Below are 12,387 nucleotides of genomic sequence, written 5' to 3'. Positions count from 1 at the left end.
TAGTTTAACTAGCTCTTTTTTACCAAAAAATAAAGACACATATAAATCCAGAAATAGCTAAGTAGCTATATAAGTAAAATACTTTCGCTCTTGTTTTTTCGTTTGTTCGAAATAGTACAATAGTCGGTTCAATTAAACCAATTGTCAAACAAAGTAAACCAAGAAGCATACAACCGATTGAAATAGAGTACAGGGCGATTTGTGGTCCTTGAAATGGAATCATCCATTTTAATAAAAATGCAATGAGTGCAGTATAGCAAATGCTGCCGATGTATTTATTCAACGGTGCATTAGAACGGAAACCAGGAAGTTTTTTTAAGAAAGAGCGGGAAACAACTTCAGTTTGTAAAGATGTATGCTCTTCGATTATTTTTTGAGCTTCTTTTCCTTTTTGGAAAAGGGATAATATCCAGTTTCGCTCACCTTGAAAAATAAATTGTGAAGTTGTTAAATAATGATCCACCTTCACTTTATTCCAACTCTTCCACGGATGACGCTCACATAATTTTAATTTACTTTCTGTCTTTTTATCATACTGATAAATACTGATGCCATCTTCATCGAAAGCAGCATAGTATGTCTCGCTTGAGAATGTGCCTAAATCAATTGGACAGTAGAAAAGTAATTCTTTTTTTAAGTAAAAGTATTCTTTCCTTAAGTTTTTTTTCATTGTTTCTCGAATAGAGTGTCTCTTCTCTTTCTTCATGACATTTCCTCCATAATCCAGAAAATGTTCTTATCTTAACAATTCAACATCTTATCACTTTTAATTATATATGACTAGGGGATTCATAGGAGAAATGCCGAATACTAAAAAATATGGAGTGTATTGTAAAATATAATGAATGATTTTGATTATGTAAAATCAACAACTTATTTTTAATAAGTTACGATTTTTTTGTTCACAATACGATCATGTTGTTGTATAATGAAGTGGAAAATAGAATATCGGTCTATCTTCGGGGCAGGGTGAAAATCCCGACCGGCGGTGATGAACTATATGTGATTTTGTTCTAAGCCCGCGAGCCGTTAAGGCAGGATTTGGTGTGATTCCAAAGCCGACAGTACAGTCTGGATGGGAGAAGATGGAGGTTCAAGCGTTCAAAAAAGATAAGTATTTGAACGTCTGTTTGATGTGCCTTAAATTCTCCCTTTGTGTAAAACACAAAGGGTTTTTTCGTTCTATGAAAAAGTAGGCATAGCAGAACCTTTCCACTTTCCATGAGATGATCGATGGAAAAGGAGAGAGAAAGATGAAACAAAAAAACAGTGTAGTGCAGATGGTGAGTGTAGCGATGCTAAGTAGTATTGCATATTTACTGATGATGTTGGATTTCCCATTCCCAGGGCTTCCGCCATTTTTAAAAATTGATTTTAGTGATGTACCAGCTCTAATTGCTGCAATTATTTTCGGGCCGGTTGCAGGGATAATTGTAGAAGCGATAAAGAATATTTTACATTACGGGATTCAAGGGAGTTTAACGGGAGTACCAGTTGGAGAAATTGCTAACTTTATTGCAGGATGTTTATTTATTGGACCAGCAGCTTTCTTATTTAGAAAGTATCGTACTGTTAAGAGTTTAACGACAGGATTAATGCTAGGGACAATTACAATGGCTCTTATTATGAGCATATTAAATTACATCATCATATTCCCAGCTTACACTTGGTTTTTAAATTCACCAGCTATGTCTAGCGAAGCGATAAAGACAACGGTTGTAACGGCAATCTTACCATTTAATTTGATTAAAGGAATTGTTGTGACAATTGTATTTGTAGCGTTATTCTCACGCCTGAAAGTATGGGTGTTTGCAAAAATGAAAAATGCATAAAATATAAAATAAAACCATTAGTAGTATGTAACTACTAATGGTTTTTTAATAAGGAGAATGAAAATAGAAAACAAAAAATACCCCTCAAAGAAATGAGGGGTATTTTTTGAAGTTAATAAAAGACTATTCGAACTTTAAAGCATCGCCGTCGAATGATTCGTCAGCAACTTTAATTGAGTCAGTTGGACAACCTTCAAATGCATCCATCATATCTTCAAGTAATACATCTGGAATTTCAACAATACCTTGGTTATCGTCTAATGTTACGAATGCAATACCTTCATCATCATAGTCATAAATGTCTGGTGCAGCAGCGCCACAAGCACCACATGCGATACAAGTATCTTTATCAACGATTGTATATTTTGCCATCTTTTTTCCCTCCTGATAATATGTATGTGAAAAGCTCGCCATAAAAATTATAACCTTATTGTAAAACGGTTTTTAAAACTTTTCAACATAAAATTATAATGATAATCCTTATCAATTAGAGTGTCAACTAATTTCTGCATTATGTCATAAGATTTTCAAAATACGTAAATGTTATTTCGTTTGGTACAATAGAATATATACAAGTACATATTGCCCATATGATAAGTTTAATGAGTAACTAAGTTAGATTGAAAGGTGGAAGCGGTAATGCAACTACAATATACTGTATTGTATTGTTTAAAACAATTGAATGGTGAAAGGACCGTTTCTTCTATTTATTATTTATTAAAGGGAAAACGTTCTTCGCAAACGTTACAAGATGGAAATATGTTCCGAATTTCTTTTTTGTTTGGAATATATAAATCGCTAAATAGAGCTGAATATGATCGTGAAGTTGCAAAGTTGTTGCAAGCAGATTTGATTCAAGAAATACATGAAAATACATATTTGTTAACACCTAAAGGTAAAATGCAGTTACATACATGGGAGGAAGGGTATGCTTTTCCAGCGCATTTACATGGTTTGCACTATGGTGAATTAGGTGAAACATTTTGGAAAAGATTATCTTTAATTATTCAAACTATATCTAATTTACAACAGAATAATACGAAGTTTATTCCTATTCAACAAGATACAGAAATAATGGTTTGGGTGAAACGCTTTTTAACAGGTATGCCGTATAGGCGTAGTGAATTGGCAAAAAGATTATGGAAAGAAATATATACTCTTTTAAGGAAATGTGATGTGGTAGAAGCAACGATTGTAACATATAGATTAACAGGATATGAACGTATCGGTTGTACATTGCAGCAGTTAGCAGAAATTACGAAACGAGATGTTTTCAGGGTGTACTTTTTATTTTGGGGTACAATTCATTTCCTTATACAAGAAGTTCGCGATTATGAAAATGAATTTCCATTATTAGCTGAAATTATTTCTTATCCAAATGAGAGAGCTGAATTATTTAGTTTATCAACAAAAAAAACATATAATTTTTGGAGGCAAGGGCGCTCATTAGAAGAAATAGCGACAATTAGAAATCTAAAGGTTGCAACGATAGAAGATCATTTTGTTGAAATTGCTTTGCGAGAAAGAGATTTTTCAATCGAGATGTTTATGGAAAAAGACAAAATAGATAAAGTAACAGAAGTAATTGATGCATTACAAACACGTAAGCTGCGTGAGTTGAAACAAGCGGTTGGAGAGGATATCTCTTATTTTGAAGTTCGTCTTGTATTGGCGCGGATGGAGGGTATAAATGAAACTTGAGGAATATTTATATAGGTGGTTTGGATATTCTGAATTTCGTCCAGGTCAAAAAGGGGTAATTACAGATTTATTGGAAGGAAAAGATGTTATAGCGATGCTTCCGACCGGAAGAGGGAAGTCTATGTGCTATCAACTTCCCGGGCTCATGCAAGAAGGGACAGTACTTGTTGTATCACCATTATTATCTTTGATGGAAGATCAGGTTACACAATTAAAATATGTTGTGAAAAACCGAGTGATAGCATTTAATAGTTTTCGGACATTACAGGAAAAAAGAGAAGCGATGAAAAGATTAGCTTCTTATAAATTTATTTTTGTATCACCAGAGATGTTGCAGTCGGAATTGTTAATAAGAGAATTGAAGAAAGTTCATATTTCATTATTTGTTGTGGATGAAGCTCATTGTATTTCGCAATGGGGTTATGATTTTAGACCAGATTATAAAAAACTAAATGTAGTTATTAAGAATATTGGGTCTCCTACAGTGCTAGCATTAACTGCAACAGCGACGAAAGATGTACTCCGAGATATAGCAGAGAGTTTGAATTTGGAGAATGTGACGCAGCATGTATACTCTATTGATCGTCCAAATATAGCAATGGAAGTACAATTTGTAGAGACGATAGAAGAGAAGAAAGAGGCGCTTTTGGACCAGGTGATGTATTTACAAGGGCCGGGGATTGTATATTGTTCAAGCAGAGCGTGGACAGAACGTTTAACGGAATATTTAAGAGGAAAAGGCGTTACTGGTGTCGCTTTCTATCATGGTGGTATGGAACATGAAGAGCGTATGTTAATTCAACAGCAGTTTATGAATGACCAATTACAGCTTGTAATATGTACAAGTGCTTTTGGTATGGGAGTAAATAAATCGAACACGAGATATATTATTCATTTTCACTATCCGACTAATATAACTTCTTATTTACAAGAAATCGGAAGAGCTGGAAGAGATGGTGAACCAAGTATAGCTATTTTACTATGTAGTCCGTTAGATCACGATTTACCAATTTCAATAATTGAAGATGAATTGCCAAGCCAGTCACAAATACAATTTTTATTTTCTTTACTACAGGAAAGAATGTTTCAAACGAAAGAATTACCAATAGAAGAGGTAGAAGAAATTTGTTATAATGCAGCAAGATTTAATGAACAATATTGGCGTTTCATCCGCTATCATCTTGAACAGCTTGGAATCATACAACAACGAAAACTAATATTAGAGAGCTTGTCAGATGAAATTATGAACAGATTAATAGCTGAAGTAGAAATAAGGTTACGTAATAAATATAGTGAGCTAGAAAATATGAAATCGTGGATACAAGTGAAAGGATGTAGACGTGAATATTTGCTACAACAGTTCGATTACAGAAAAGAGGGCGAGTTAAAGAATTGCTGCGACTATTGTCATATTACAAAAACAGATTATAAAAAAAGACAAGCGCAACAATCGGATTTCGACTATAATTGGGAAACAGAGTTACAAAAGCTTTTCGGTCTAGAAAAGATGGGGGAATGATGAACATTCAAAGGCATAATATTGAAGATATGAGTCCGAAAGAAATAAGGCTGAATCTGTATATCACACAGTTCATTATTATCGGTATCGGTTGTTTACTAGCATATATACTATTCCGAGATATAAAATCGGTGTATAGTCTGTGGAAATGGGAACCGGTGTCTATATTTATAATAGGTGGCTTGTTAGCGATTGGTATTGTGTTATTAGATTATGTTGCAATGCGAGTATTTCCAGAGTCTTGGTTTGATGATGGTGGTATTAATGATAGGATGTTTCAAGGGATGTCAGTTATGCATCTACTCGTTATTACGTTCATTATCGGCTTTGCAGAAGAATTTTTATTTAGAGGTGTAGTGCAGACGCACTTTGGAATTGTAATAGCGAGTTTTGTATTTGCAGTGTTACATATTCGGTATATAAAAAAGCCATTTTTGTTTTGTTTCGTCTGTTTCATTAGTTTTGTCTTTGGTTACGTATTTGAATGGACAGGAAATTTGTTTATAACAATCTTTGCACACTTTCTTGTTGATTTTATAATGGGACTCCAATTAAGAAAATAAATGGAAGGTGGTGGTGAACAACATGAGAAGACGAATTCCTGATTTTGAAGAGGAATTAGAAGTTGAGCGAGTGGAAGAAAAAGAAGGTTTACCGCCGCGTAGTGAAATTCATAGAAATAAAGAAAAAAAACAAAAGTTTAAAATGAATCATATTTTCGTTCGAGTTTTAACATTTCTATTCATATTACTACCAATTAGCATCTTATGGTATACAGATAAATATATTCAGGTGAAAAGTGATAGTAATAACGCTGGAAAAAGTGCATTTGAGGTTATTTTTTTTGATTCAGCTAAATCTGAGTCCGAGGCATCATCTGAGAAAGTCGTCACGCATACGGTGAAAGAGGGAGAAACTTTAGAAAGTATAGCGAAGCAATATTTTTCAGATGAAACTGGGATCGAAGTGATTAAAAAGTATAATGATTTACAAAAAGATGAAGTGAATGTAGGTCAAGAATTAAAAATTCCGATAAAAGATAAGTCCACAAAGCGAGAAAGTTAGTAAAATACTTACTATAAAAACTGAGGATTATCTTTATGAGGAGGGGAGTAAAAATATATGATATGGATTATCTTATTAAGTACTCTCGTTTGTATTGGTATTATAATGCTTCTTGTAATGTATACAGAAGCAATGCGTAATACGGTGCTAGAACATACTTTAATATTTGAAGAATTTCCGAAAAGTTTTCAAAAAGTAAATGTATTTTTTATATCTGATATTCATAGAAGGGTCATTTCGAATTCGTTAATTGAACAAGTAAAAGGAAGAGTTGATCTTGTAATTATTGGTGGTGATTTAGCGGAAAAAGGTGTCCCTTTATCGAAAATCTCTGCAAATATACAAAAGCTAAGAGCGATAGCTCCTGTATATTTTGTATGGGGAAATAATGATTATGAAATTGAATATCATGAATTAGATGCTTTGTTATTAGAAAATAATGTAAAAGTTTTAGATAATACAAGAGTTGTATTTGAGTCTGAATTAGGAGAGAAAATTTGTTTGCTCGGTGTAGATGATGTTGGTTTGGAACGTGATCGTTTAGATTTAGCGTTGGCTGATTGTAAAGAAGATGGTTTTCGCATATTAATTAGCCACAACCCTGATATAATAAATAAAATGTCTGGAAAAGAACAAATTTCACTTGTGCTAAGTGGACATACACATGGAGGGCAGATTCGATTATTCCCATCTAAAAAATATTTAAAAGGTGGCGTATATAAGCATTCAAATATAACTCTTTTTGTTAGTAATGGGTATGGAACAACGTTGATTCCACTTCGCTTCCGAGCACCTGCTCAAACACATATTATTACGTTATGCGGAGGGAAATGATGCCAACTCTAAACGGAAAATATAACATAAAAGCTGTTTCAAAAATAATTGGAGTTCAACCAAGTACGCTTCGTGCATGGGAAAGAAGATATCAAATGATTGCCCCAAAGCGGAATCATGCGGGGCATCGATTATATACAGAAGAGCATATTCAAATTTTGAAATGGTTAATGGACAAGGTTTCTTCCGGCATGATGATTGGACAAGCAGTTCAATTATTAGAAGGGAATCGTTTGCAGAATAGTGTTCAAAATGAAATACATTACGATAGAGAAGTTGTTTTAGTGGACGATTTACTACAAGCTTTGTTAAAATTTGATGAAATTACAACTTCTGCATTGTTAAACGAGGCCTTTAGTATTTATGCAACAGAAAAAGTTATCGCAAGTATTGTTCTTCAAGTGTCAAATAAATTGTTAACGTTAAAAAATAATAATGAAGTTACAATGGTGCAATTCCAATATGTCGTATCATTTTTACAAACGCGTCTAGGGATGGTATATCATAATGCATCATTGTTTTCTTCTATACACAAAGTTGTTGTGTTAGAAAGTAATATGTTGAAAGGGTTTGTTTTCTCAACGTATTTACGATTAAAAGGATATGAGGTGATATATATTAGGGCAAGCTTAGCGGAAGATAGTATTACGTTAGCTGTTGAGCAAATAAGACCTAAATATGTAGTAATCTCTTTTGATGACGGACGAGAACTGAAGAACGCAACGAGCTACTTGAATTTGTTGCAAGAAAAAAGTGAAAACCTTTCTGTTGGGGTTATAGGAGAAATAGGTGCTGGAGATCAGTTGAACATTCAAACAAGCCTAATTGGTGACACGAAAGAAGAATGGGATGATTGGTTAAAAATGTTAGAATAGTTGTTCGAAAAGAACCATCTATTTTCTATTTCATATAATAAAAATTATATTCATTGGTTGCGTAGGGAGGGTATGAGATGAGGCTGGAACGATTAAATTACAATAAGATAAAAATTTTCTTAACATTTGATGATTTATCTGAACGAGGATTAACGAAAGAAGATTTGTGGAGAAATGCACCGAAAGTACAGCAATTATTTCGTGATATGATGCAAGAAGCAAATAAAGAATTGGGATTTGAAGCGGATGGCCCGATTGCAGTTGAAGTATTTTCTCTACAAGCACAAGGAATGGTCGTAATTGTAACGAAAGAACATCAAGAAGCGGATACAGATGATGAGTTCCGTGACGAGTTTATTGAAATGCAAGTGACTCTAGATGAAAGCGAGCATATCCTTTATGAGTTTGCTACACTAGATGACGTAATTAACCTGTCGAATCGTTTATATAACCTTGATGTAACTGGCGGAAAATTATATACGTGGGATGGGCGTTTCTATCTTTGGATGGAAGAAGAGGAGCAAATACAATTACTGAAGGCAGATTTTATAGCTATTTTAGCGGAATATGGTAATCCGTCTACAGCAACTATTTATCGTCTAATGGAGTATGGTAAAGAATTAATGGCTTCTCAAGCAATTGAACAAATACACAATTACTTTGTGAAAAAACAAAACCTTAGCTAATGTAACATAGCTAAGGTTTTGTTTTTTACCTTACTTAAATGTATTTTTTCAAAGTACTGTACATGAATAAAATAAAAAATATTTAAATATTTAAGTATTTTACTTTTCTAAAAGCGATAAAAGGACTATAATGATAGTGAAAACGCTTGCAAAAGAAAATACTTTGTATATATTTGTTAGCGTTTTCTATTGCATTCCAAATTTAACGGTGTATACTAGGCAATGAAGGTTTACTAAACAAGTGAAATTACAGGGGGTTTACTTACTATGGTAGCCGAAAAGGGAACTCAAACAAAAACACAACAACAAAGGGAACAACATTTTGAACTATTGAATTCAACACAAATTGTTATCAGTGAAGCGTTAGAAAAATTGGGTTATCCAAACGAAGTATATGAATTATTAAAAGAACCAGTTCGTATGATGACAGTGAAAATACCAGTTCGTATGGATGACGGGACTGTTAAAATATTTACAGGATATCGTGCACAACATAATGATGCTGTTGGTCCAACGAAAGGTGGAATTCGCTTCCATCCGAATGTAACAGAAAATGAAGTGAAAGCACTTTCAATTTGGATGAGTTTAAAATGTGGTATTGTTGATTTACCATATGGCGGAGGTAAAGGTGGAATTATCTGTGACCCGCGTGAAATGTCATTCCGTGAGTTAGAAAGATTAAGCCGCGGTTATGTACGAGCAATTAGCCAAATCGTAGGACCGACGAAAGATATTCCAGCTCCAGATGTATTCACAAACTCTCAAATTATGGCATGGATGATGGATGAGTATAGCCGTATTGACGAATTTAATTCACCAGGATTTATTACAGGTAAGCCACTTGTATTAGGTGGATCACATGGACGTGAAACAGCAACAGCGAAAGGTGTTACAATTTGTATTCGCGAAGCTGCAAAAAAACGCGACATTGATATTAAAGGTGCACGCGTTGTTGTTCAAGGATTCGGTAATGCTGGTAGCTTCTTAGCTAAATTTATGCATGATGCAGGTGCGAAAGTTATTGCGATCTCAGATGCTTACGGCGCATTACATGATCCAAACGGATTAGATATTGATTATTTATTAGACCGTCGTGATAGCTTCGGTACAGTAACAAAACTATTTAATAATACAATTTCAAACAAAGAATTGTTAGAACTTGATTGCGACATTTTAGTTCCAGCTGCAATTGAGAACCAAATTACAGAAGAAAATGCTAATGATATTAAAGCAAAAATCGTTGTTGAAGCTGCAAATGGTCCAACAACATTAGAAGCAACTAAAATTTTAACAGATCGCGGAATTTTACTTGTTCCAGACGTATTAGCGAGTGCTGGTGGGGTAACAGTATCTTACTTTGAGTGGGTACAAAATAACCAAGGTTACTACTGGACTGAAGAAGAAGTAGAACAACGTTTAGAAAAAGTAATGGTAAGATCATTTGATTCTATTTATGAAACAGCACAAGTTCGTAAAGTGAATATGCGCTTAGCAGCGTATATGGTCGGTGTTCGTAAAATGGCTGAAGCAAGTCGCTTCAGAGGTTGGGTATAATATTATATTGTGAGAAAACGTGATTCCTTTCGAGGGAATCACGTTTTTTTTGTTGAAGTATTAGAGTGAGGTGTTGTAAATGGGAAATGAAATGATGGAACGGGTAGAACAATTAGAAGAAAAGGTTAAGAGGTTAGAGGGAGAACTTGCAAGAACGACGAAAGCCAAAAAGACAAGTATTGTTCGGGTGTTCGGGGAAGGGCTACTGTTTTTAATATTTGGTGCGGTTGTAGTAGGGCCAATTATCGCCTTTGTAATCACGATTCTTACTGGATTTGCTGAAAAATAAAATAAAAACGAAAAGAACGCTTGTTCTATGCGAACAAACGTGCTATACTCTCCTTAGATAAACAAAACGGAAATGATTTTAAGGAGAGATAAATGATGAAAATGACAGTAGACCAAAGATTTATGATGCCAGCGGATGTTGTAGAACGAGTGGAAGTATTAAGAAACAAACAAAGTAAGCGCGGCACATTATTACAATCAGTAAATAAATTTTTCGGTTTAGATACGAAAGAAGATTGTGTTTGGTTTTACGGTTTTTATGGAGTTGCTGTAAGTATTTTATTATTTATGGTGTTCACATCAAATATTTTCGATTTTCTCTTCGCGTAAGAAATATGCTATAAGGACATTGCTACCGAATACATATATAAAGAAGTAAGGTAATCTTCTGAAGCGGGAGTTGGTAGTAATGGCGATGTTTCCTATAGAGCGTAACTATATTGGATATGGAAGTTCACGGCCGGGAATTCCTCTTTCTAAAGTAAGGTTTATTGTAAGCCATGATACGGGGAATCCTGGTAGCAATGCGATTGGGAATCGGGATTATTTTAATGAAATACAACCGAAAGCTTCGGCACATACATTTATAGATGACAAAACAATACTAGAAATTATTCCTATAAATGAAGTTGCTTATCATGTTCGATATGGTGTGCCGACAGATAATGACTTATATGGGTATGATGCCAATAAGGCTGCCATTGGAGTGGAGCTTTGTTATGGCGGTGATGTTAATTTTTGGGAAGCATATACACGTTTTACGTGGTATCATGCGTATTTATGTCAAAACTTCGGCTTGAATCCGAAAAAAGATATCGTATCACATAAAACACTTGATCCAGCCAGAAAGATTGATCCTGAAAATGTTTTAGGGAAACAAGGTATTAAATTTCAGCAGTTTTTAGCAGATGTCTATCGGATGTACGTTTCGTTTAGATGACAAATATATGAAAAATGAATACAATAAAGATAGGTGCCTACTGCTGTAAGTAGGTTTTTTCTTGTTTTTATAAATAGTGTATTGGTAGAAGACTAGGAGTGAACCGAGTATGCAGAAAGAAACAGCTATCATAATTGGAGGCGGTCCGTGCGGATTAGCAGCAGCAATTTCGTTGCAAAAGGTAGGGATAAATCCGTTAGTAATTGAAAAAGGAAACATTGTAAATGCGATTTATAATTATCCAACCCATCAAACATTTTTCTCTTCTAGTGAAAAGTTAGAAATTGGTGATGTAGCTTTTATTACAGAAAATCGTAAGCCTGTTCGAAATCAAGCGCTTGCGTATTATCGTGAAGTAGTAAAGCGTAAATCTGTACGTGTAAATGCTTTTGAACGAGTAGAGAAAGTTCAAAAAGATGGAGAAGTTTTTCAGGTTGAAACGACAAAGCGTGACGGAAGTAAAGAAATGTATATAGCGAAATATATTGTTGTAGCAACTGGATATTATGACAATCCAAATTATATGAACGTTCCAGGTGAGGAATTGAAGAAGGTAGCTCACTATTTTAAAGAAGGACATCCTTATTTTGATCGAGATGTAGTAGTTATAGGTGGGAAAAACTCGAGTGTAGATGCCGCGTTAGAGCTTGTGAAAGCTGGTGCGCGTGTAACGGTACTATATCGCGGAAGTGAGTATTCACCAAGCATAAAGCCTTGGATTTTGCCAGAGTTTGAGGCGTTAGTTCGAAATGGTACAATTCACATGCATTTCGGGGCTCATGTGAAAGAAATTACTGAACATACATTAACGTATACAGTTGATGGCGAAGCATATACAATCCAAAATGATTTTGTATTTGCGATGACTGGTTACCATCCTGATCATAGTTTCTTAACAAAGATGGGTGTTCGGATTGATGAAGCGACAGGACGTCCAATTTATGCAGAGGATACGATGGAAACGAACGCTGCAAATATTTTCATTGCAGGTGTAATTGCTGCTGGAAATAATGCAAATGAAATATTTATTGAGAACGGTCGATTTCATGGGGATGCGATTGCGCAAACCATTGCAACAAGAGAAATATAAAAA

At 34.5% G+C, this 12,387-nt stretch carries 15 protein-coding genes and 1 riboswitch; of the genes, 13 read left to right on the top strand and 2 right to left on the bottom strand.

What is annotated here, in order from left to right:
- Positions 1 to 19 precede the first annotated feature (19 nt).
- Positions 20 to 706 (bottom strand): hypothetical protein, encoded by a 687-nt coding sequence (locus QCI47_RS20645; RefSeq protein WP_000711807.1) that lies wholly within the window; start codon positions 704 to 706, stop codon positions 20 to 22.
- A gap of 245 nt (positions 707 to 951) precedes the next feature.
- A riboswitch (FMN riboswitch) is annotated at positions 952 to 1,091 on the top strand.
- 162 nt (positions 1,092 to 1,253) lie between these two features.
- Between QCI47_RS20645 and QCI47_RS20640 the strand changes: the two genes are divergently transcribed.
- Positions 1,254 to 1,832, top strand: a complete 579-nt coding sequence (locus tag QCI47_RS20640) for an ECF transporter S component (protein ID WP_061686127.1) — start codon at positions 1,254 to 1,256, stop codon at positions 1,830 to 1,832.
- A 123-nt stretch (positions 1,833 to 1,955) separates the two neighbouring features.
- Here the strand turns inward: QCI47_RS20640 and QCI47_RS20635 are convergent, their stop codons facing one another.
- Entirely contained in the window at positions 1,956 to 2,204 is a 249-nt protein-coding gene (locus QCI47_RS20635) for a ferredoxin (protein WP_001151996.1), read from the bottom strand.
- 267 nt (positions 2,205 to 2,471) lie between these two features.
- On the opposite strand from QCI47_RS20635, the gene QCI47_RS20630 reads away from it, so the two are divergent.
- From QCI47_RS20630 to QCI47_RS20575, 12 genes are all read left to right on the top strand, one after another.
- Complete coding sequence (locus tag QCI47_RS20630) at positions 2,472 to 3,533, top strand: YpbB family protein (protein ID WP_001176996.1); 1,062 nt, start codon at positions 2,472 to 2,474, stop codon at positions 3,531 to 3,533.
- On the top strand, positions 3,523 to 5,052 hold the full coding sequence (locus QCI47_RS20625; RefSeq protein WP_353811940.1) for a RecQ family ATP-dependent DNA helicase: 1,530 nt from the start codon (positions 3,523 to 3,525) through the stop codon (positions 5,050 to 5,052). The genes QCI47_RS20630 and QCI47_RS20625 overlap by 11 nt, the downstream gene beginning before the upstream one ends.
- Positions 5,052 to 5,615 carry a CPBP family intramembrane glutamic endopeptidase gene (locus tag QCI47_RS20620; protein ID WP_061130497.1) on the top strand — a complete coding sequence of 188 codons (564 nt, stop codon included), beginning with the start codon at positions 5,052 to 5,054 and terminating at the stop codon, positions 5,613 to 5,615. The genes QCI47_RS20625 and QCI47_RS20620 overlap by 1 nt, the downstream gene beginning before the upstream one ends.
- A gap of 22 nt (positions 5,616 to 5,637) precedes the next feature.
- Complete coding sequence (locus QCI47_RS20615) at positions 5,638 to 6,117, top strand: LysM peptidoglycan-binding domain-containing protein (protein ID WP_001254345.1); 480 nt, start codon at positions 5,638 to 5,640, stop codon at positions 6,115 to 6,117.
- A 57-nt stretch (positions 6,118 to 6,174) separates the two neighbouring features.
- The gene (locus QCI47_RS20610; protein WP_000637818.1) at positions 6,175 to 6,951 is read left to right on the top strand and encodes a metallophosphoesterase; all 777 of its coding nucleotides are present in this window, start codon (positions 6,175 to 6,177) and stop codon (positions 6,949 to 6,951) included.
- Complete coding sequence (locus tag QCI47_RS20605) at positions 6,951 to 7,826, top strand: MerR family transcriptional regulator (RefSeq protein WP_309422595.1); 876 nt, start codon at positions 6,951 to 6,953, stop codon at positions 7,824 to 7,826. Before QCI47_RS20610 ends, QCI47_RS20605 begins: the two co-directional genes overlap by 1 nt.
- 77 nt (positions 7,827 to 7,903) lie before the next feature.
- Entirely contained in the window at positions 7,904 to 8,512 is a 609-nt protein-coding gene (locus tag QCI47_RS20600) for a genetic competence negative regulator (protein ID WP_001235392.1), read from the top strand.
- Between the two features lie 267 nt (positions 8,513 to 8,779).
- Entirely contained in the window at positions 8,780 to 10,066 is a 1,287-nt protein-coding gene (gudB, locus tag QCI47_RS20595) for an NAD-specific glutamate dehydrogenase (protein WP_000225176.1), read from the top strand.
- Positions 10,067 to 10,145: 79 nt separating this feature from the next.
- The gene (locus QCI47_RS20590) at positions 10,146 to 10,355 is read left to right on the top strand and encodes a hypothetical protein (RefSeq protein ID WP_000526181.1); all 210 of its coding nucleotides are present in this window, start codon (positions 10,146 to 10,148) and stop codon (positions 10,353 to 10,355) included.
- Positions 10,356 to 10,447: 92 nt separating this feature from the next.
- Positions 10,448 to 10,684 (top strand): DUF3961 domain-containing protein, encoded by a 237-nt coding sequence (locus tag QCI47_RS20585; protein WP_001983018.1) that lies wholly within the window; start codon positions 10,448 to 10,450, stop codon positions 10,682 to 10,684.
- Between the two features lie 79 nt (positions 10,685 to 10,763).
- Positions 10,764 to 11,294, top strand: coding sequence for a peptidoglycan recognition protein family protein (locus QCI47_RS20580; protein WP_001240643.1), 531 nt, complete (start codon positions 10,764 to 10,766; stop codon positions 11,292 to 11,294).
- Positions 11,295 to 11,403: 109 nt separating this feature from the next.
- Positions 11,404 to 12,384, top strand: a complete 981-nt coding sequence (locus tag QCI47_RS20575) for a YpdA family putative bacillithiol disulfide reductase (protein ID WP_001168493.1) — start codon at positions 11,404 to 11,406, stop codon at positions 12,382 to 12,384.
- The last annotated feature ends 3 nt before the right edge of the window (positions 12,385 to 12,387 follow it).

Origin of the sequence: Bacillus cereus group sp. RP29, assembly GCF_040459765.1 — a bacterium.
Taxonomy (GTDB): Bacteria; Bacillota; Bacilli; order Bacillales; family Bacillaceae_G; genus Bacillus_A; species Bacillus_A paranthracis.
This window is presented reverse-complemented; position numbering and strand designations above follow the sequence as displayed.

Excerpts from the sequence above, each read along its gene's own strand:
- QCI47_RS20645 (WP_000711807.1), bottom strand. The coding sequence starts at position 706 with ATGAAGAAAGAGAAGAGACACTCTATTCGAGAAACAATGAAAAAAAAC.
- QCI47_RS20640 (WP_061686127.1), top strand. The coding sequence starts at position 1,254 with ATGAAACAAAAAAACAGTGTAGTGCAGATGGTGAGTGTAGCGATGCTA.
- QCI47_RS20635 (WP_001151996.1), bottom strand. The coding sequence starts at position 2,204 with ATGGCAAAATATACAATCGTTGATAAAGATACTTGTATCGCATGTGGT.
- QCI47_RS20630 (WP_001176996.1), top strand. The coding sequence starts at position 2,472 with ATGCAACTACAATATACTGTATTGTATTGTTTAAAACAATTGAATGGT.
- QCI47_RS20625 (WP_353811940.1), top strand. The coding sequence starts at position 3,523 with ATGAAACTTGAGGAATATTTATATAGGTGGTTTGGATATTCTGAATTT.
- QCI47_RS20620 (WP_061130497.1), top strand. The coding sequence starts at position 5,052 with ATGAACATTCAAAGGCATAATATTGAAGATATGAGTCCGAAAGAAATA.
- QCI47_RS20615 (WP_001254345.1), top strand. The coding sequence starts at position 5,638 with ATGAGAAGACGAATTCCTGATTTTGAAGAGGAATTAGAAGTTGAGCGA.
- QCI47_RS20610 (WP_000637818.1), top strand. The coding sequence starts at position 6,175 with ATGATATGGATTATCTTATTAAGTACTCTCGTTTGTATTGGTATTATA.
- QCI47_RS20605 (WP_309422595.1), top strand. The coding sequence starts at position 6,951 with ATGCCAACTCTAAACGGAAAATATAACATAAAAGCTGTTTCAAAAATA.
- QCI47_RS20600 (WP_001235392.1), top strand. The coding sequence starts at position 7,904 with ATGAGGCTGGAACGATTAAATTACAATAAGATAAAAATTTTCTTAACA.
- gudB (WP_000225176.1), top strand. The coding sequence starts at position 8,780 with ATGGTAGCCGAAAAGGGAACTCAAACAAAAACACAACAACAAAGGGAA.
- QCI47_RS20590 (WP_000526181.1), top strand. The coding sequence starts at position 10,146 with ATGGGAAATGAAATGATGGAACGGGTAGAACAATTAGAAGAAAAGGTT.
- QCI47_RS20585 (WP_001983018.1), top strand. The coding sequence starts at position 10,448 with ATGATGAAAATGACAGTAGACCAAAGATTTATGATGCCAGCGGATGTT.
- QCI47_RS20580 (WP_001240643.1), top strand. The coding sequence starts at position 10,764 with ATGGCGATGTTTCCTATAGAGCGTAACTATATTGGATATGGAAGTTCA.
- QCI47_RS20575 (WP_001168493.1), top strand. The coding sequence starts at position 11,404 with ATGCAGAAAGAAACAGCTATCATAATTGGAGGCGGTCCGTGCGGATTA.